Raw genomic sequence first — 19,098 nt, 5'->3', positions numbered from 1 at the left:
TATATCGACTCCACAGGACTAATATGTATTCCTAACGAGGGCCTGAGAGACAATCGACCCCTCATAAGTTGCTTTAAAGAATCCCGTGATTAGCACCACGACTCTTATTTAAACGTGTAGGGCCTCGGCTTCCTTGACCTTCAAATCTTAAGCCTTATTAAACTCGATATGCAGGGTAGCAAGTGATGGTGTAAAATGTATACAGCTGACGCCAAAGTATTCTTCGAGCCAAAGAGCATAGCTATAGTAGGCGCCTCGCCGAGAGCTGACAACATGGGCCGAGTAATACTTTCTAACCTGAAGTCCAAATATAAGGGCGAGCTATTCGTAGTAAACCCTAAATATGATTATATTGAAGGCCTGAGGAGCTATCGCTCCCTTAACGAGATAGATAAAGATGTGGACCTGGTTGTAGTTGCAGTTAACGCTGCACTGACGCCTTCAGTGCTAGAGGACGCTGGCAAGAAGGGCGTCAGGGGGGCCATAATATTTAGCGGGGGCTTCGCCGAGACGGGCACCGAGGAGGGCATAAGGCTTCAGGAGGAGGTAGTCTCGATAGCCAAGAGGTACTCCATGAGAATCCTTGGGCCCAACTGCATAGGGGTCTATAACTCTGCAAACGGCGTTGACACCTTCTTCCTGCCAGAGGAGAGAATGAGGAGACCCAGGCCTGGACCCATAGCAATAATAAGTCAGAGCGGGGCTCTGCTGGCAACTCTCATGGACTGGGCAGCCGCTAACAACGTAGGTATATCTAAAGCCATAAACTTTGGCAACAAGGTAGATATTGACGAGATTGACAGCCTAAACTACCTTGCCGGCGCGTCTGACGTGAAGGTCATACTAATGTATCTGGAAGGGGTCACAAAAGGCAGGGAGCTGGTTGACGCTATTAGGAAGGTAACCTACGGCAGCAGGAAGCCAGTGCTCGTGCTCAAGGGGGGCAGGACTGCCGAAGGCTCCAGGGCCACGCTTAGCCACACGGCATCAATAGCGGGCTCCTACGACGTTTTCAAGGAGGCTATGAGCGAGGCTAACGCAATAGTCGTTGAGGACCTCCAGGAGATGTTCGACGCTGCGAAGGTCCTCAGCTCAGGCGCCCTGCCAAGGAGCCCCAGGGTGGCAGTTATAACCAACTCGGGGGGCCACGGCGTTATAGCCACCGATAACCTGGTATCCAGGGGACTGCAAGTACCTCAGCCATCGCAGGCCACGTTGGATGCGCTCAAGGGCCTCTTCCCTCAGCGGGTGTCGCTGCGCAACCCATTTGACCTGACGGGCGACGCGAGGCCTGAGCAGGTAGAACTTGTAGCAGAAACGCTCCTCTCCAATAACGACGCTGACGCCCTTCTGCTTGTGGCTCTCGTACAGCCGCCAACCATGGACCTTAACAAGACCTTTGACACCATAATAAACGTCAGGAAGCGTCACCCTGACCTGCCCCTAGCTGTAGTTACAATAGGCGCCAGCTATGGCGAGAAGCTGGCGGAGATGCTCGAGGCCGCGGGGATACCAACGTTCGAGTTCCCTGACCGCGCTGCCAGGGCCCTGTCCGACCTATGGAAGTGCAGGCTCTGCGTCGAGGCTGAAAGTAATAGTAATGACACTATGCCGACCGTTAATAGCAGCGCTGCCGAGCTGGTAAATAATATAATAGCCCGCGCCATCAAGGAGGGCCGTAACAAGCTGCTTGAAGATGAGTCGCTGGAGGTCCTGAGGGCCTATGGGATCCCTGTTGCCGATTATTGCACTGCCGTTGATGAGGATGATGTAAAGTCGTGCGCGCAGGGGCTTGGCTTTCCCCTTGTAATGAAAGTCATAAGCCCTGACATCATCCACAAGAGCGACGTGGGGGGCGTTGTGCTTAACATAAATAGCGTTGATGAGGCGACCTCTGCCTACATGTCAATACTTTCCAACGTTAGGCTTCGCGCGCCTCACGCCGATGTCAGGGGAGTTCTACTTCAGAAAATGGTCAGGGATGGATATGAGGTTATGGTAGGAGGTGCGCGCGACCCCCAGTTTGGTCCCATAGTTACCTTCGGCTTAGGAGGCCTCCTGGTGGAGCTCGTCTCTGACATTGCCATGAGGCTGGCTCCTGTTGGCCTGAAGCAAGCCTTACAGATGATCTCAACCACTAGGGCGTACACGCTGCTCAAGGGCTACAGAGGCATGCAGCGGGCCAACCTAGAAAGCGTGGCAGAGATAATCTCTAGGTTAAGTATCCTACTTTACAACCACTTACCTATAAAAGAGGTAGATATAAATCCCGTTCTGGCACGCATAGAACAAGCGACAGCTGTTGACGCACGCATAATAGTTGGAGGTGGATAAAAAGCTTGGAGGGAAGTGACCGCCTGGCTGCTGAGAAGGCCCAGAACGTTGACACAAACAGCAACGAGCCTAAGAACACTCAACCTCAAACTCCCCCTGAGGCTGCGCAGGCTCAGCAGACAGGAAGTCAACAAGAAGTCAGGAGGCCTAGGAGAGCTCCCGAGCCTCTGCCGCCAGAGGCCCTCCCTGAAGATATAAGGCAGTTGGTAACTACGGACACGTCTAACATGAAAGAGGAGGACCTTTACAAGCTTGTAGATGCGATAAGGGATAAGATTATTGAGGTCAAAAACAACAGAATGCAGCTCATTAATGAGGTTAAGGGGCTGCGTGACCAGAGGGTCAAGTTAATTGAGCAAAAGAAGGAGCTTGTGAGCCAACTGCTTAAGCTGAGGTCCGACCGTAAGGAAGTACTTGACCAGCTGGCCAAACTTAACCAGGACAGGAGTTCAACACTCAATGACCTTAAGGCTAAGATAGAGCAGCTTAGGGAGGCCAGACAGCTGCTTGATAAGGAGGGCAACGTAGCTAAGCTCAGCCTCAAGAGGGTCCAGAAGAGGATAGAGGAACTCGAGTGGAGGCAGCAGACCTCCGTCCTGCCTCCGCAGGAGGAAAGGAGACTTGTAGAGGAAATTGAAAGACTTGAGGAGCTTGCAGAGAGGATAAGGAAGGCGCGCCAGGAGGAGATCTCAATAATGGAGATAGAGGCTGAGGTTAAGGCGCTCAAGATGAAGCTTAATGACTTCAATACGAAGATAAATGAGCTCAGGCAGAAGGCGGGGAACCTCAAGGCCCAGATAGCATCATTAACGCCTAAGATTGACGAGCTTAACAAGCAGATAAACTCGCTCAAGCAGACCATCGATGAGAAGAGCAAGAACATAGATATCCTGTCCGGGGAGCTTGACGCGCTCTACAACAAGTACAGGGAGCTGATGGTGAAGTTAAAGGAGCTTAAGGTATCAAGGCAGCGCGGCATCGAGCTCAAAGCCCTTGAGGAGAGGCGCAAGGAGATAGAGGAGAAGGCCAAGAGAGGAGAGGCCCTAAGCCTTGATGAAATGAGGATACTGTATGGAGAGTTCGACCTAACGTAAGAGCTCGCTGACCCAGAGATTAAGGACTACCGTTAAGGCCCCACAGGACTTTTAATTAATTCGTGCTGCGCTTCAGGCACAAATGGGCCAAGCCTTTTACTATTTCTGCAACGTTGTAAGTCCTTATTAATTGGTTTTTGAACTCAGGTTACTCGCGTGAAAGGCTTGAGCGCACAGGCGGCTGCTGAGGAAATGTTGAAGCTTTACGATACGTGGCCTTCTCAGCTCCTCTCGTCATACAACAGCGCAGTTACGATTAAATCGCCTCAGGTGAGCCCCCGTGCGTTGTTGTTATGCGGCATGGGGGGCAGCGGGGTCACAGGGGACTACATCTGGGCACTTGCCGCAGCCAAGGCCCTAAGGTTCCCAGTCATAGTTCACAAGGCCGAGGGCGTTCCCTCTTGGGTAACGGCAGAGGACCTGGTTGTTGCAATAAGCTACAGCGGGAACACCTATGAGACCGTGAGCTGCGCAAGGGAAGCTAAGGCCAGAGGGGCCACAGTACTGTCTGTAACAAGCGGCGGCAAGCTGGCATCATGGGCTAAAGAGAACGGGCTCCCGCTCGCGCTTATAGAGCCGGGCTACTACCCAAGGACAGCGCTCGGAATGCTGGCTGGGGCTACTATAGGTATCATCAACTCCTCCGGAATTAAGATAGCCGCTGATAAGGAGGTTGAGGATGCAGCTGACGCCCTTAGGTCAACCTCAAGGGGTGAGGGCGAAACCATAGCGAGGGCCCTCGCCGGCAAGGACATATACATAGTCGCGGGGTGCGGCCTCTTTGACATAGTGGCCCACAGGTGGAGGCAGGAGTTCAGCGAGAACGCTAAGGCTATAACTAAGACTGAGTTCTACCCTGAGTCAGCCCATAATGATATGGTTGTGTGGCAGCTGCTGCACAACGTGAGGAAGGGCTTTGTGCTCATAGAGGGTGATGGCAGGGTATGCGCGGTCCTTGAAGACCTCCTAAGGCAGATCTATAACGACCAGAGGGACACTGTTGTTAGAGTGACGCCCAGAGGCAACGGAGTTTTGGCCCAGCTGCTCCAGGGCTCTCTGCTTGGAGGCTACACCTCAACCTATCTAGCTATGTTTAATGGCGTGGACCCGCGCGACACCTCAATAACGGGAAGGTATAAGGAGGCCCTCGAGAAGGCAGGACTTTCCTAACTAAGAATTTAGCAATGCATTTTAAGGTTCCGTAAGGTACCGGCAAGCGGAAGAGCGTTTAGGTGCAGTTAATGCAGGGCGAGCTGGTAGGCGCATATCAGCAGAAGGGCGTAGTGCAGGACTCCGTGCACGGCTTTATACCGATAAATGAAGCCGAATACTGGCTCCTTCAGACGGCGTTCATGAGGAGGCTTCACAACATAAAGCAGCTCGGCATGGCGTTCCTGGTGTTCCCATCGGCCCGCCACAGCAGGCTTGAGCACTCGCTGGGGGTCATGCATATAGCTTCACGTATGGCCCAGAGGATAGCCGGCTCGCTGTCGCGTAACGATAAGCTTTGCTCTGAAGTTCTCTACGATTGCGACTATGAACATCTTAACAACTTCGTGCAAACAGCTAGGTTCAGCGGTCTACTTCATGACGTAGGGCACCTGGCCTATAGCCACATGAGCGAGGAGGCCATAGAGTACATGGCCAAGTATATCGAAGATCAGCATTCGCAGGGACTATTCAAGGAGTTAACCGAGCTCTCAGGCAGTACACTTAAAGTACACGAAGCTTATGGAGTCTCCTTCCTCTCGAAGCTAAAGGGCCTCTCGTCCTCATTTGAAGGACCCTTGCTTGAGGTCTACCTGTCCGCCGTTGCAGAGCTCCTAAAGCCTGGAGGGCCTACTGTGAGGGAGCCCCTGGAGGAGCTCGGCATAAGGCCTGAGGCCTACGACATTATTCACGATATCATATCCAATGAAATAGCGGACGCTGACAGGCTCGACTATCTCCAGAGGGACGCACAGGCCACAGGGATAGTATATGGCAACATAGACCTGGACAGGCTGGTGGAGGGAATAGGCGTCTCGCTACTCGACGATGGAAGGCCGTCCCTATCGCTTGACATAAAGAGCCTTCAACCTCTCGAGGACGTCTTTGACGCAAGGTACAAGATGTACCGCTCGGTATATTATCACCATAAGGTCATAGCTATATCTAAATCAGTCTCCAGATTCATAAGGGAGCTACCCCAGTCACACATACAGCTGCCCGAGGCCTACGGCGGGAACCTAAGAGAAGCTATAAAGCCCAGCTCCCTGGCTAAAGCCATAGCTGATGACCTCTATTACTTTGACGACTCGGAGCTGGACGTTATAGCCAGAACGGCGGCGCACGGCGAGGAGAGGCTGATCAAGCGGTGGGCGCTGAGCCTCCTAGAGAGGCGCGACCTCCTTCCGCTTTCGTTAATAAAGAGGAGCGAAGAAGTAATGGTATTGGCCACGGAGATCCTAAGGAAGCGCGGTTTAGAGCCGTCGCCTTCTAATCTATCCCACTTACTAAACTACGTTAGTAACAGAGTTTCTGCCATTCAGGACGACCTTAGGAAGGCCATAGGTAACTCCAATATAATGGTAGACTGCTTTTCCAGTTCCATAATAAATTTGGACAGGCTACGGAGGGGCTCCAACATGTTCAACTGGAGCGAGTCTTCCTACCTAAGAGCTATCGTAGATCAGAGCTCCATCCCCGTGCTTCTGCTCTACGCATACTCCGACTACATGGATGACCATCTAAGCCTAATCAGGGCAAGAGCTAAAGACGTAAGGGAAACCGCCAAGAAGATCTTACAGGACGTGTTAAATGAAGGCGTTAAAGATATCAGATCTTAGGCTTAGTGACCCCTTTAACCTTGCCGAGGACCTCCCTTACGAGCTCCTCCCTAGGCCTAAGACCATGCTTCATGTCCTTTACTAGAGCGCTCAGCTCCTGCACATTACTGGAAAGCTCGGCCGCCACTCTCGAAACCCAAGAGTCCCCCGAGTCGGCCATTGATTTGAGCACAGTCACCAAGTTTGGCAAATCATCGGATCCCGCTATTCTCATCGCTGCCTCAATGACGGCCGCCGGGGCCTCCTTCGAGAGCTCCCAGTCAGTTCGACTCAACATAAGGGTTGCACCCTCTTACATTTACTACCTAACTTCCCCACAAGGTGTAGGCTGGCCTGTAATACCACTAGAGACCTCATGAACACGAAGGCTATGGTCAATTACAAGGGCTGAAATAGGCTTCATACAAGGCGCCTTTTAGGTTCCTCCTATTAAAGCCCTAGAAGCGCATTCCCTGGGGTGCTGGGGATGAGTAAGGAGCTCTACGAAGAGGCCTCAAAGTTCCTCGTAGGTGGCGTTGATAGCCCAGTGCGCGCCGCCGTCAGGCCCTACCCCTTTTTCGTCAAGGAGGGCGTTGGGCCCTACATAATTACCGAGGACAACGAGAAGCTTGTAGATTATGTTCTGGGATACGGGCCCCTCATACTTGGCCATGCAAATGAGGCCGTCAAGAGGAGAGTCATAGAGCAGATAGAGAGGGGCTGGCTTTATGGAACGCCAACTAGAGTTGAGCTTGAGCTGGCTAAGAAGGTCGTCAGCTATGTGATGCCTGGAGGCAAGGTAAGGTTTGTAAACTCTGGCACGGAGGCCACAATGACGGCCATAAGGCTTGCCAGGGGGTTCACTGGAAGGAACAAGATAATGAAGTTTGACGGCTGCTATCACGGCGCGCATGATTATGTTCTAGTTCAGGCCGGCAGCGCGGCCAGCGAGTATGGGGTGCCCAACAGCAGAGGGGTGCCCCCTCAGGTGGCAGCGCTTACTGTGGTGGCCAAGTATAACGACCTCGAGTCCGCGGATAGGGCCGCCAAGGCGGCGGGCGACGACCTGGCCGCTATCATAGTGGAGCCCGTAATAGGTAACATGGGCGTCATACCTCCAGATAGGGAGTTCCTCAGAGGTCTCAGGGAGATAGCTGACAGGTATGGCTCGTTGTTAATATTTGACGAAGTTATTACCGGGTTCAGGCTTTCCATGGGGGGCGCCCAGCAGTACTTTGGTGTCAAGGCTGACATAGTGACGCTAGGCAAGATCATAGGCGGCGGCTTCCCCATAGGCGCTGTAACTGCCAGGTCTGAAATTATGGACCTCCTGTCACCCAGAGGGCCGGTGTTCAACGCCGGCACCTTCAACGCTAACCCAGTAACTATGAGCGCAGGATTAGCAACAATAGAGACCATTGAGGCAACGGACGCCCTCTCAAAGGCCTCAAAGGCTGCAAAGGAGATCGCTGAGTATGCGGAAGCTGCCTTCAACGGCGCTGCTAGCGTTAACAGGGTAGAGAGCATGTTCCAACTGTTCTTCACGCAGCGCAGTGTTGTAAGCCCCGATGATGCCAGGGCAAGCGACCGCGAAAAGTACGCCAAGTTCCATGAACTTATGAGAAAATACGGGGTGTTTGTCCCTCCAAGCCAATTTGAGTCCCAGTTCACCAGCGCAGTTCACGATGATGAGGTCATTTTGACCACGGAGGAGGCCCTCAGGAAGGCAGCGAGTGAACTGAAATGATAAAGCTCAAGGTGGCCACTAGGGGCAGCAAGCTAAGCCTTGAACAGGTAGTCATAGCTATGAGGTTCCTTGAGCAGAGGCTCGGAGAACGAGTAGAATATGAGCCGGTGATAGTTAAGACCAGGGGCGACGTGATGCAGGATAGGCCCCTTTTTAGCATAGGCGTTAAGGGCGTCTTTGAGAAGGAGGTCAACAGGGCGGTTCTTAACGGTGAGGCCGACGTAGCGGTCCACAGCATGAAGGACCTGCCCTCGCAACTTGAGGAGGACCTAGAGATAGCAATGGTGCCTCCCCGGGAGGTCCCTAACGACTCCTTAGTAATAGGCGCAGGATCCCCTGAGGTCACCGGCGTGGAGGACGTGCCCTCAGGCCTCAGCGTCGGCACATCAAGCGTGAGGAGAATAGCGTTTCTGAGACATTATAACAGAAACGTCATTACGAAGGTCGTGAGGGGCAACGTAGATACACGGATAGCTAAACTTAACAGGGGGGAAGTTAACTACTTACTAATGGCCGAGGCAGGCCTGAGGAGGCTCAACATACCCCAGAAAAGGGTTATGCTGCCCCTCGACAAGTTCCCGCCCGAGCCAGGCCAGGGGATAATAGCGGTCGTGGCCCCTTCCTCATCACCGCTTTTCGATCTTTTACGCAGGGCCTCGGACGAGGTGACCTACGCCATGGCTATGGCCGAGAGGAAATTCGTGGAGCTCATAGGTGCTGGGTGCCACACGCCCATAGGAGCCGTCTCCATACTGGAAGGCGGCAGGCTAGCGATGATAGCGGCCGCGGCCTCGCCTGACGGCGAAGTTATGAACTTTGCCCGGGCCTCCGGCAGCCTAGGGGAACCTGAAAGGATAGCCAGGGAGCTGGTCGAGAACCTGAAGGTGCCATGACTTGCGTGGTAAGGTTGTGATAGTGGGGGCCGGCCCGGGCGACCCAACCCTGATCACTGTTAAGGCCCTTGAGACCATCAAGGCTGCTGACGTGATAGTGTATGACAGGCTAATTCCGACCGAGCTCCTGAGTCATGCAAAACCTGGGGCAATCAAGATCTATGTTGGCAAGGAACCTCAGAGACATGAAATGAGCCAGGAGGAGATAAACGAGCTCCTAATGAGGCTGGCCAGGGAGGATAAACTTGTAGTGAGACTGAAGGGAGGGGACCCCTACACTTTTGGGAGGGGCGAGGAGGAGTGCGAGTTCTTACTCTCAAATAATGTGGAGTGCGAGGTGGTGCCAGGGATACCAAGCTTTGTAGGAGCTTCAGCGTATGCAGGCATTCCTCTGGCCGGCAGGAGCTTTGCCTCGTCGTTTGCAGTGATAACTGGCCACCTGGCCGAAGGCAAGGACATGAAGGAGTACCTGGGGAGGGTAAGAAGCCTAGCGCAGGCCGCAGACATGCTAGTAATACTTATGGGAGTTAAGAACCTTGACCTAATACTCAGCGAAATCGCTAAGGTGAGAGGCTGGGACGAACCAGCAGCTGCCGTGATGTGGGCCACCACAGAGAGACAGCTAACCGTTGCCGGCACTATGTCCTCATTGCTGGACGCCTGGAGAAGGGGAGTAATAATTAATCCGGCGGTCATATATGTTGGCAGGGGCGTCAACAAGAGGGTAAAACTTTGGAGAAGAGGTGCAGAGTACTCTACTTGGGGCCAGAGCTCCCAACAGCGCTGAGCGGCTTCAGCTGCATCAAGTGGATAAAGTCTGTTGAGATATTGCCTCTTCCCGAGGCCCTGAGGGCTGCAGCTGAATATGTAGTCAGAGGTGATTATGATTGTGTTGCCTTCCTGAGCCCAAGGTCCCCGAGGTTTCTAAGGCAATTTATGAGCTCCTGGCCGCCTAATGTCAGGGCGTTCGCAGTTGGCGCTTCCACGGCGGCGTCCGTCAGGGAAGCTTTTGGCATAGATGCCCCGTACCCTGAGACCTACAGCAGCGGCGGACTTGCTGAGCTCATTAAGTTGTCCCACTGCAGGAGGGTCCTGAGCCTAAGGTCCGAGGCCGGGGACCACGAGCTTGAGGAAAAGCTTAGGGAGGCGGGGATTGAGGTAAACAGGGTTGATGTATATCGTGAGGTTCCAGCAGACATAGACATAAATGAGCTGGCCTCTCGCTTTGACCTAATAATAGTGTCCTCTGCCGAGATAGCCAGAATTTCATGTAATCATGTAAGACCTTACCTGGGCGATGCCATAGTTATAGCGATGGGACCTAAGGCGGCCTCGGCTGTTAGCTCCATGTGCCCTGAGGCCAGGCTTCTTGTCCCGTCCCGGTATACGTTTAATGCCATTGGAGAGCTACTGAAAGCGCTCGGGTGCAGGTGAACCTTGGCGCTAGTGTTTCATAAGCTGGTCTCTGTAAACGAGGCCCTCAAGCTGCTCGAAGAGAAACTAGGAGGCATAAGACCTCTTGGAGTTATTGAGGTTCCCCTGCTAGAGTCGCTCAACAAGGTTTTAGCTGAGGATATACGGGCCCCCATAGACTACCCGCCCTTTGACCGCTCTATGGTGGACGGCTACGCTATAAGGAGCTTCGATGTGGCCGGCGCGAGCGACGTGACGCCTGTTCAGCTTAAAATAGTAGGCAAGGCGTCCATAGGCTCTGTTCCAGAGAGCCATGTAGGTCCTGGCGAGGCTGTTGAGATAGCGACAGGGGCCATGATACCTAGAGGAGCGGACTCCGTTGTTATGGAGGAGTACGTAGTTAGAAAGGGTGACACGCTAACAGTCTACAGGCCAACGGCCCCTGGCGAGAACATAAACCAGGCCGGGTCGGACATCTCGGCTGGTGACTATGTCCTCAGAGCTGGCACCTTAATAACTTCAAGGGAGATAGCGGTCCTGGCGGGCCTAGGGATAAGCAGAGTCAAAGTGTATAGGCCCCCTAAGGTCACCGTGTTCTCAACTGGCGTGGAGCTAGTTCCGCCCGGGGAGCTGTTGGCCACGGCCAAACTTTATGACGTGGATGGATACGTTATAACTTCCATGCTTAACGAGCTGGGAGCGGAGGCCACGTTCAAAGGCATACTGCCAGACAGCTATGACGCGATGAAGTCCGCCATAGCTGACGCCCTTGAAAAGTCTGACATTGTTATCACGACGGGGAGCACCTCAGCAGGCTACGGCGACATGATATATAAGGTGTTTAGGGACCTAGGCGCGGAGCTGATAGTACATGGCCTTAAGGCCAGGCCGGGGAAGCCCACAGCTATAGCTGTGAAGGACCGTAAGATACTCTTTGGCCTTCCTGGGTTCCCACTGTCAGCCATGATGAACATGTATACCATAGTCGCCCCTGTTATAATGATTATGAGGGGCCTAGAGCCTAACGTTGAGCTGCCTAAGGTTAAGGCCAGGTTACCTTTCAGGTTCCCAGCCGGGAGGGGCTTCATGGAGCTGATACCTGTCCAGCTGGTGCAAAACGTCGACGGCAGCCTCTCCGCTTACCCGCTGATGACAGGCTCTGGATCAGTCGCAGGTATAGGCCTCTCCGACGGCTTCATCGCAGCAGAGGAGAACAGGGAGTACTTCGATGAAAATGAGGAGGTAACAGTCAATCTGTTCTCGCCCAGCCTCAGGATACCTGAGCTTAACATAATAGGCAGCAACTGCCCTGGCATTGAGGTAGTTCTTAGGGTTGCCGGCCTGACAAAGAGCTCCAGAGTAATAAGCGTTGGCTCCATGGGTGGGTGGATAGCGATCAAGAGAGGGGATGCAGACATAGCCGGAACCCACATACTTGATGAGAACACCATGCAGTATAACGTGCACATGCCTAAGATAATGGGCCTCGAGAACGAAGTTTACATATACAGAGGTTATGCCAGGAGGATAGGTCTCCTGGTGAAGAAGGGTAACCCAAAGAACATCAAGGGCTTTGAGGACCTCCTGAGGCCTGACGTAGTCATAGTGAACAGGAACAAGGGCTCAGGCACGAGGGTACTTCTTGACATGAAGCTCAGGCCTCTGCTCAAGGGCGAGAGGCCAGAGAAGGCGATAAATGGGTAACCTACGAGGTCAAGACCCACACGGCCGTCGCAACAGCTATAGTACAGGGAAGGGCTGACGTAGGCCTCTCACTTGAGGCCGTGGCGAGAATGTTTAACCTTGACTTCATACCTGTGGGTGAGGAGATATATGACTTCGTGGTAAGGAAAGACAGAATTAATAAGCCAAGCGTGAGGGCGTTTCTAGAGACCCTAAAGAGTCCTGAGTTCTCAGAGGCCTTGAGTAGGGCGCTTCCAGGATATAGGACCCTACCAGAAAGCGGCAAAGCCATTTATCCTTAATAGGGCGGTGCGGGGGGTGGGCTTCGAACCCACGCAGGCCTACGCCAACGGGTCTTAGGCCCGTCCCCTTTGGCCAGGCTCGGGCACCCCCGCACCAGGCTTACAAAATATTTTGGCTCCCTTTAAATTATTCGCCTAGAAGGTCCCTCGCCCTAGCTAAGGAGTTGACTATATCTTCTGCAAAGGCAATTGCCCAGCCAAGCTTCTCCTGAGGGCCTGGCATTAACGCTAAGCCACAGTTACAATCACCAATGTAATACCTTATCTCATCGAGGAACCCCTTATGGCCAAGCCTCCTGCAGAGCCCCTCACAGCTCTCAAATGAGATAGCTAAACCGTCTACTGAGTTTAGCCTGACCACTATACCGACACATAACTGCCCACGGCATTTGCTCACTAGAACTCTGGCCTCACGCTTCAAGAGAGGTCCTCTACGCCCAGGGACTTCGCCTGCTCGATGAACTCCTTCCTAAAGGCTTCGTTCATATCCTTTATCCTGTTTAATGCCTCCCTCAAAACCTCCTTTATGTCATAACCGTCCTCTAACCTTACGTAGACCTTGATTCTCCTGAACAGGGGGTGCTCCAACTCGTAGTACGCATCTACTACCCCCTTAACTCCAGCCAAAGTAGAGGAGAGCAAGTTGCCCAAAGTATGATCTTCGTTTTCTATCTCTATTACGTAGCTGTTGCCCGATCTGTAGATCTTAAGGTCATCCGTCAACTCCTAACGACCCCCTTATCAGGTCAGCCGCTTCCCTCCACTCAGTTACCGAGAGTATTTTATTATTTCTATCCCTGGCCAGGACGCCCTTTGATAAACCTACAGAAATAACCCTTTCCACATCTGTTGAGGCCCCAGAAAGGGCTAGCACGGCCATCACAGCTTTCCTGGCGGACTCGCTGAGATTGAGGCCGCTTACCAGTTTCAGCGCATCAGAAAGTTTCTGAGCCACCTGTCTTATGACACTTACCTGTGCATTGCTTCTGAGCACCGGAGGTTCCCACTCAGTGTCAAACCCCATCTTCTTTAGTGTAAAGGAAAGCACATCCATGGGCCCCTTATACCCCATATCTCTAATTCTGTCTTCCGTGATTACAGACCTAAAGCTCCTAGATGTTTGATCCCTTAATATATCGTGAACCGTCCTCTTAATATCCTTGGAGGCCCTTACGGAGCCCTGTATTTCAATTACAAGTCTATTGTTCCTGATCTCGGTTGAAATTATGCTGGCCGACGCCTTCTCGCTTATCTTCTCCAGTAAGGCCTCAATATCAGCGGTGTTACGCGGCAACTTAATTATGATCCTCTGCCCGGAGGCCACTACTGGAACCTCCTGAGAATTAACCGCCTTATGTCAAGCCTTATTAGCTTTGAGCCGGCGAAGGTTGAGAGCTTCCTATTCTCCACGTTTCCGCAGGCCGGGCACTTGAGGCTACCACCTTCTAAGGTTAGAACTTCGCCACACCTTGAACATAGGGCATAAATTACGCCGAGCTGGGGGCCTTTTAAGCTAAGTAGGTAGGGACTTATAGTGCTCATTACTCTCGCCAATATGATGTCATTAGGCCTTACAAAGTTCATAACATCATCTACCCTGTCAGCGCCTACGCTGTCTGGAGTTATAACACCGTCTAGAACGCCAGAATACTCTATGAAGCGGCCTGGCCTAGGTTCAAGTGCAACCTCGCCGTAGATATCAACGAAGGCCAGGTTCTCCCTTACCTGTGTCACCAAGCCAAGGACTGTGGCCCCTTTCTTTGGGCTCTTGAGCCTCCTTGCAGGTATGACCTCGGCTACCTTGTTAATGTTATCAAGCTTAAGCTTTCCTACTGATGCCACTCTGAGAACGCCTGTGTCGTAATCAACGTACACATTCTGGCCCTCGGAGTACTCCTCTTCAACGGCAACCACGTCGCCTGGGACCACGTAGCTAACTCCTTGAGAGCTCAACCAGGTCCACCTTTATTCTCCTTATTCTGCTTCTGTGGTGCGGCATAGCCGCAGGTATAGGGAACTCGTGAGTACCTAAAAAGTTGAATGAGTACCCTCTAGCCTTAGCTAACCTGGCGTGAAACTCGAGGTTTCCTGATTTCACGAGGGCCACTATCTCCCTAGCATTAAGGCTCATGGCATACTCAAGGAATTCCCTGTCGGCCCCCTTTCTCCATACCCCGAAGGGTGGGTTCATTATCACGATGTCTATAAGGCCCTGCCTGAGGGGGCCGGAGCGCTCCGTTATCCATGCAGATATGAAAGCCAACCCTTCGCTGACACCTAATTTCTCTGCCGAAAGCTTACAGATGCTGCCGAACCTATAATCGTAGTCAACGGCTATGGCCCTTCTCGCCCCTAAAAGAAGGGATGCTATAGCTATCCTGCAAGTGCCTGAGCCAAGATCAGCCACCGTAGCGCCATCAATAAGACCCCTAAACAGGGGGACCTTTAACATAGCGAGCACTAGCTCTGCAGGCGTTGTATACTGCTCCAATTTGACCGAGGGGAACTCTATTTTTGGCACATACTTCTCAAGCACTACCTTAAGTCTGCTTAGCTGCGCTGGCAGCCAGCGCCCTTGTTCCTTAAATACGACTCGAAGTTAAGAATACATGCGTTCCCGCTTCTAAATCAGGGCTAAGTCTAATGGGGTCTAGTTATCGTGCTCTAACGGTTAGGCCTCTTATCACCATGGAAACCTGTAAGGACTCAGCTTCCCCTCTATTGCCATAAAGGCTTCACCTGGGGTCAGCACAGGTTTAGGGTACTCGTTAAAGTCATCTATTGGAAGCCTGGGGCAACTAGTTATAACAAAGGCCTGATACCAGTCGCTGTCGAAGTTCGCAAGGATTTGAGGAGTTAGCATACCAACATAAAGCTCCTTATAATGCAGACCGCGCCTGGATAGCATGGCCTCCAACGCTGAGACCACCCAAGGTCTATGCTGGCCTGTCTTAGTACCCACTATTATCCCCCACCTGCTCGAATTCATCGCCATGGACACTTTGAAAAGCCTCGAGGCGTAAAGTTTTTCCCCAGCCCCAGTCATATCATAAGCCTTGTCCTTATACACGTCCAACTGCATCACAGGCCTAAAGGTTGCCAAGTAAAGGCCTAAAGCGTGAAACTCGCCCCCACTTATGATTACATAACCCTCCACTCCTCTTGGGACAAAGCTGTAGTCACAACCTATAACTTGGCCCTCTTCGTAGTAGCTGGCTGGGCCACGAAATGTAACAACCTCAAGACCCCTTTCTCTGAGGTAGTTCACGGCAAATTTGTAAGCGTACAGATACTGGGTTGTAGTAGCAACCGCTATCCTTCTAAGTGACCTAGCCCTCAATAAACTTAGCAGGGACTCCATGGCCTGCTCGCTCGGGAGCCCTACATACCTTGCAGCTATGAAGAACACTCTAACTCTGCCCTTAGGGTTCACATTAACCCTATCGCCTAGATAATCAGGATATGGCGTGTGGCCCACGTGAAGTATTGCGTCCACATAGCCCAGCGATGAGACCTCTCCATAATGTAGATCACAGGCGCCGAAAACGCTGTCCCCCTGTATGAGGATCCTGGCCTTTATAGCATCGGAGAGGCAGTCAGCTATTTCTCTGGAGTACTGCTTTAAACCGTCAGGCAGCTGAAGCATGGCGGTGGCACCAGCTAGCCCTTTATCTAGGTCGTCAGGCAGCTCTAACACGTATGGTATCTCTCGGCACTTCAGCTTCACTGTTTTCACGCTACACGTCGCTGCTGCAGAGGGAAGTTTAATTTGAAGGTAAATGTCTCCAAAGCTTCATAAAGGCCTTGTCACTCCTCAGAAGAGCTCTCAGAAGTAACGTGGGCCCTCTGGGGAGGCTCCCTCCTCTTATCGAGGCTCTTCATCGCATGAGCTAGTATGTGAGCTACTAGGTCTTCTGGCGATGTTACTCTGGTCCTCCTGCAGATGGGGCACACCAGGAGGCCTGAGCTGGTATCTATAAATGCCCTGAACCTGGAGCCCGAAAACTCTACCGTGACCTCCTTCAAGTTACCCTGCTCCATGTCAGGTCCCAGACCAGTTTGCACCAATGGACTTTTTAGCGCTCCTAGCCTTAAATAACTGGGCCGATGATTAGGCTGACCTGCACTGACTGCTCGGTATGAGGAGCACCGATCTCACTGAGGCCTTCTAATTTCCTCGGAGCTTTCCGTAGTCCTCTCTACAATGGCAGGGCTCTCCACGCTGCTTATCTTTTGAGCTATCTCCATGAGTAGTTTAGATGCCTCGCTAAGGGCCTTTAGACCGTCGCCAGTTATCTTATACATGCCGTCTGGAGTCTTCTCTATCAAACCATCCCTCTCTAACTTGTAGACGACCGTGTAGAGAGTTACCGTGGGTGGGTTAAATGAAAACTTCTCTCTTATTATCTTCTTTAGCTGGTATGGATACGTGGGGCTCTCCTTTAAGGTTGCCAACACGTATATCCAAAGAGTTCTAACGGTTATGTTTACCAGAAGCCTGTTTATTGCCTTATTGAAACCGTCATTCGTCTTCTCCCTTTCCATGCTTACCACGCTTTACTTGTTTCCCTGAGAAGTTAAAATAAGCAAACTACTTAAATAGCCTTCCGTACGCCAGAGAACATTGGTGCGGGGGTGCCCGAGCCTGGTCAAAGGGGTCGGGCTGAGGGCCCGATGGCGTAGGCCTGCGTGGGTTCGAAGCCCACCCCCCGCACCACGGGTATACTAATTGTTACTTTCCTTACTATTAATTGTGTTTCCAAGAATTTACCAAAAACTGATCATATGATGAATCGAGATAAATAGAACCTCATTTTTGTGTCGATCCCTGGGTCCTGCGCTTTAGCTCACTCATCAGAGCTTCAGCCTTTTCTGCTATCTGTGAATCCCTCTTTTCGTACTCATAATAACCTATGAGCTCATAGAACTCCTGCCTTGTCATTAGTTTGTCTAGTATGTACTTCTGCGTGCCCTTCTCCTTAAGTTCTAACAGGACGTCTTTCATGGCCTTCATGGCTGCCCTAAATGTGGTCACTGGGAAAATTACGAACTTATAGCCTGCCTCCTCGAACTCCTTAGCTGTTATATAGGGGGTCTTACCAAACTCTGTCATGTTAGCCAAAAGCGGCGCTTTCACCTTACGTGAGAACTCCTTAAACTCCTCTAGATTATGGAGGGCCTCTGGGAATATAACGTCCGCCCCGGCCTCCACATACATCTGAGCTCTCTCTATGGCAGCGTCCAGGCCCTCCACTTCGCGCGCATCGGTCCTGGCAACTATAACCATGTCATTACGTCTGGCCTCGACGGCGCTCATTATCTTCTTAACCATCTCGTCAGCCGGAACTACATGTTTACCAGAGAGGTGACCGCACTTTTTAGGAAGCACCTGGTCCTCTATCTGAACAGCAGCCGCCCCTGCCTCCTCGAGCTCTTTAACGGTCCTGTAGACATTTATCGCCTCACCGAAGCCCGTGTCTGTGTCAACTATCATAGGCAGGTCAACCACTTCCATTATTCTTCTCGTGGCGTCAAGGACCTCAGAGAAGGTTATTATGCTGAGGTCGGGCATCGCAAGGCTTCCAGTTAGTGCGGCGCCTGATAAGTAAATTGCCTTGAAGCCAACGCTCTCTGCCAGGAGGGCTGATGCTGGATCAAAGACCCCTGGAACTATAATTATGCCGCTGCCCTTCATGAGCTCCCTTAGCCTGACCGCTGGATGAACATCGCCTTTTCTCCTGTAAAGGTATGCCAACTTCCCAGCCCGTCAGCTATGTGCTTGTGAAATTAATTAGATTTCACGTAATCCTTGCATGTGCAGCTGAGGGCGCAACGCCCTGAAATAACGGCTTTAAGCCTCAAGTTCAGAGATACTGCGCAGGTGAACCACATGGGAGGAAGGCAGAGGACGACCCTCTTCATGACTAAAGAGCAGAGGGGCTCGGAAAGGAAAGGCGGTAAGAGCAAGGAGGAAGGCAGTTCAGCTTGATAAGTCCCCCGTGGCCATCGCCTAGAAGGCAGCACAAGCTCATAGTTTTGTTGCCTGCTAGCGTGCTTAGCGTTGAACAGGACCTAAGGGACAAAACTTACAAGGCCGGGCTAATATCTAGGGCCCTGGCCATATTCAGGGTTGACGAGGTCAGAATATTCCTGGATGAGGACTCAACACATGATGATCAGGAGACGCTCTCAGAGCTACTTAATTATCAGGTGGTTCCGCCGCATCTTAAGAAGCGAGTTGTTGGCTTAAGCGAAAAGCTTAAGTACGCTGGCATTATGCCGCCGTTAAACCTCCCCAACCATTTACCTCCAAGAGACCTCAATGAGGGGGACCTTATAGACGTCTTAATAATTACAAGGAAGGGCTCTCAGTGCAGCGTCTACATGGGAGAGGCTGGCGAGGGCCTGTTAAAGCCCTGCCACTTCGATGTCAACGACATAGTCACTGCGCGCGTTATAAGGAGGTCTGGGAGGCAGTTTGAACTAGAGCCCTCCTCATGGGGCAATATATACACTGGGTACAAGGTCTTACGCTCTGGTAAGCTCCTAACGGAACTTCAAGAGCTTAAGGAACAGGGAGTGGCTCTGGTCGGCACTAGCAAGTATGGATCTACCGACTACTGGCTCCTCAGAGGGCTCCTAGGAAGACCCATAGCCTTGGTATTAGGTGGCCCGAAGAGCGGCCTACTTCAGTACACCTCACGTAAGGCCTTTGACCTGTTGATTAACGCTGCGCCCTTACAGGGCACCGAGACCTTAAGGAGCGAGGAGGCCCTCCTGGCATCCTTAACGCTGCTTAACACATTCCTTACCGACTGAGAGCGC

General features: G+C 52.2%; 21 protein-coding genes and 2 tRNA genes. 12 read left to right on the top strand and 11 right to left on the bottom strand.

The genetic code is table 11. The features are described 5' to 3' along the window. Positions 1 to 195: 195 nt before the first annotated feature. The 4 genes from ASAC_RS06135 (at position 196) to ASAC_RS06120 (ending at position 6,256) form a co-directional block, all read left to right on the top strand. Positions 196 to 2,334 (top strand): acetate--CoA ligase family protein, encoded by a 2,139-nt coding sequence (locus ASAC_RS06135; protein ID WP_013267127.1) that lies wholly within the window; start codon positions 196 to 198, stop codon positions 2,332 to 2,334. Positions 2,335 to 2,339: 5 nt separating this feature from the next. Beyond that, positions 2,340 to 3,428, top strand: coding sequence for a coiled-coil protein (locus ASAC_RS06130; RefSeq protein ID WP_238523601.1), 1,089 nt, complete (start codon positions 2,340 to 2,342; stop codon positions 3,426 to 3,428). Between the two features lie 285 nt (positions 3,429 to 3,713). Then, positions 3,714 to 4,598: an SIS domain-containing protein gene (locus ASAC_RS06125; RefSeq protein WP_238523600.1), complete on the top strand. Its 885-nt coding sequence runs from the start codon at positions 3,714 to 3,716 to the stop codon at positions 4,596 to 4,598. Positions 4,599 to 4,669: 71 nt separating this feature from the next. Further along, entirely contained in the window at positions 4,670 to 6,256 is a 1,587-nt protein-coding gene (locus tag ASAC_RS06120; RefSeq protein ID WP_013267123.1) for an HD domain-containing protein, read from the top strand. Here ASAC_RS06120 and ASAC_RS06115 read toward each other — a convergent pair. Beyond that, complete coding sequence (locus tag ASAC_RS06115) at positions 6,246 to 6,533, bottom strand: hypothetical protein (protein WP_048812863.1); 288 nt, start codon at positions 6,531 to 6,533, stop codon at positions 6,246 to 6,248. The two genes, ASAC_RS06120 and ASAC_RS06115, sit on opposite strands and share 11 nt — an antisense overlap. Positions 6,534 to 6,722: 189 nt before the next feature. On the opposite strand from ASAC_RS06115, the gene hemL reads away from it, so the two are divergent. Genes hemL through ASAC_RS07975 form a run of 6 tightly spaced genes read left to right on the top strand, consistent with a single transcriptional unit; the run spans position 6,723 to position 12,273 of the window. After that, positions 6,723 to 7,982, top strand: coding sequence for a glutamate-1-semialdehyde 2,1-aminomutase (gene hemL, locus ASAC_RS06110; RefSeq protein ID WP_048813026.1), 1,260 nt, complete (start codon positions 6,723 to 6,725; stop codon positions 7,980 to 7,982). Then, positions 7,979 to 8,875, top strand: coding sequence for a hydroxymethylbilane synthase (hemC, locus tag ASAC_RS06105; RefSeq protein WP_013267120.1), 897 nt, complete (start codon positions 7,979 to 7,981; stop codon positions 8,873 to 8,875). Before hemL ends, hemC begins: the two co-directional genes overlap by 4 nt. Position 8,876: 1 nt before the next feature. After that, positions 8,877 to 9,662 (top strand): uroporphyrinogen-III C-methyltransferase, encoded by a 786-nt coding sequence (gene cobA / locus ASAC_RS06100; RefSeq protein ID WP_148217189.1) that lies wholly within the window; start codon positions 8,877 to 8,879, stop codon positions 9,660 to 9,662. Further along, positions 9,635 to 10,309: a uroporphyrinogen-III synthase gene (locus ASAC_RS06095; protein ID WP_013267118.1), complete on the top strand. Its 675-nt coding sequence runs from the start codon at positions 9,635 to 9,637 to the stop codon at positions 10,307 to 10,309. The genes cobA and ASAC_RS06095 overlap by 28 nt, the downstream gene beginning before the upstream one ends. Before the next feature lie 12 nt (positions 10,310 to 10,321). Further along, on the top strand, positions 10,322 to 11,992 hold the full coding sequence (locus ASAC_RS06090; RefSeq protein WP_274376800.1) for a molybdopterin biosynthesis protein: 1,671 nt from the start codon (positions 10,322 to 10,324) through the stop codon (positions 11,990 to 11,992). Between the two features lie 38 nt (positions 11,993 to 12,030). After that, positions 12,031 to 12,273 carry a substrate-binding domain-containing protein gene (locus ASAC_RS07975; RefSeq protein WP_083774085.1) on the top strand — a complete coding sequence of 81 codons (243 nt, stop codon included), beginning with the start codon at positions 12,031 to 12,033 and terminating at the stop codon, positions 12,271 to 12,273. A gap of 8 nt (positions 12,274 to 12,281) precedes the next feature. On the opposite strand, the gene ASAC_RS06080 is transcribed toward ASAC_RS07975, so the two are convergent. The 9 genes from ASAC_RS06080 to ASAC_RS06040 form a co-directional block, all read right to left on the bottom strand. Then, positions 12,282 to 12,366 (bottom strand) — tRNA-Leu (locus ASAC_RS06080). 34 nt (positions 12,367 to 12,400) lie between these two features. Next, positions 12,401 to 12,634, bottom strand: a complete 234-nt coding sequence (locus ASAC_RS06075) for a hypothetical protein (protein ID WP_013267115.1) — start codon at positions 12,632 to 12,634, stop codon at positions 12,401 to 12,403. A 56-nt stretch (positions 12,635 to 12,690) separates the two neighbouring features. Next, the gene (locus ASAC_RS06070; protein ID WP_013267114.1) at positions 12,691 to 12,996 is read right to left on the bottom strand and encodes an RpoL/Rpb11 RNA polymerase subunit family protein; all 306 of its coding nucleotides are present in this window, start codon (positions 12,994 to 12,996) and stop codon (positions 12,691 to 12,693) included. After that, positions 12,986 to 13,597, bottom strand: a complete 612-nt coding sequence (locus ASAC_RS06065) for a DUF2067 family protein (protein WP_013267113.1) — start codon at positions 13,595 to 13,597, stop codon at positions 12,986 to 12,988. Before ASAC_RS06065 ends, ASAC_RS06070 begins: the two co-directional genes overlap by 11 nt. Beyond that, a complete protein-coding gene (locus ASAC_RS06060; protein WP_148217188.1) occupies positions 13,597 to 14,226 on the bottom strand; it encodes an exosome complex RNA-binding protein Csl4 in 630 nt (209 codons plus the stop codon). The genes ASAC_RS06065 and ASAC_RS06060 overlap by 1 nt, the downstream gene beginning before the upstream one ends. Continuing rightward, positions 14,207 to 14,794, bottom strand: coding sequence for an METTL5 family protein (locus tag ASAC_RS06055; protein WP_148217187.1), 588 nt, complete (start codon positions 14,792 to 14,794; stop codon positions 14,207 to 14,209). The genes ASAC_RS06060 and ASAC_RS06055 overlap by 20 nt, the downstream gene beginning before the upstream one ends. A gap of 162 nt (positions 14,795 to 14,956) precedes the next feature. Beyond that, on the bottom strand, positions 14,957 to 16,000 hold the full coding sequence (dph2, locus tag ASAC_RS06050; RefSeq protein WP_013267110.1) for a diphthamide biosynthesis enzyme Dph2: 1,044 nt from the start codon (positions 15,998 to 16,000) through the stop codon (positions 14,957 to 14,959). Positions 16,001 to 16,080: 80 nt separating this feature from the next. Further along, positions 16,081 to 16,314: a hypothetical protein gene (locus ASAC_RS06045; protein WP_013267109.1), complete on the bottom strand. Its 234-nt coding sequence runs from the start codon at positions 16,312 to 16,314 to the stop codon at positions 16,081 to 16,083. 114 nt (positions 16,315 to 16,428) lie between these two features. Next, entirely contained in the window at positions 16,429 to 16,818 is a 390-nt protein-coding gene (locus ASAC_RS06040; RefSeq protein ID WP_048813024.1) for a PadR family transcriptional regulator, read from the bottom strand. Positions 16,819 to 16,902: 84 nt separating this feature from the next. On the opposite strand from ASAC_RS06040, the gene ASAC_RS06035 reads away from it, so the two are divergent. Then, positions 16,903 to 16,990 (top strand) — tRNA-Leu (locus ASAC_RS06035). A 93-nt stretch (positions 16,991 to 17,083) separates the two neighbouring features. On the opposite strand, the gene prpB is transcribed toward ASAC_RS06035, so the two are convergent. Next, positions 17,084 to 18,028, bottom strand: coding sequence for a methylisocitrate lyase (gene prpB / locus ASAC_RS06030; RefSeq protein ID WP_013267107.1), 945 nt, complete (start codon positions 18,026 to 18,028; stop codon positions 17,084 to 17,086). Positions 18,029 to 18,258: 230 nt separating this feature from the next. Here prpB and ASAC_RS06025 point away from each other — a divergent pair, with 230 nt between their 5' ends. Next, positions 18,259 to 19,092 carry a putative RNA uridine N3 methyltransferase gene (locus ASAC_RS06025; RefSeq protein WP_013267105.1) on the top strand — a complete coding sequence of 278 codons (834 nt, stop codon included), beginning with the start codon at positions 18,259 to 18,261 and terminating at the stop codon, positions 19,090 to 19,092. Positions 19,093 to 19,098: the final 6 nt, after the last annotated feature.

The organism is Acidilobus saccharovorans 345-15, from assembly GCF_000144915.1.
Classification (GTDB): domain Archaea; phylum Thermoproteota; class Thermoprotei_A; order Sulfolobales; family Acidilobaceae; genus Acidilobus; species Acidilobus saccharovorans.
The sequence above is the reverse complement of the archived record's forward strand: the minus strand, read 5'-3'. Positions and strand labels throughout refer to the sequence as shown.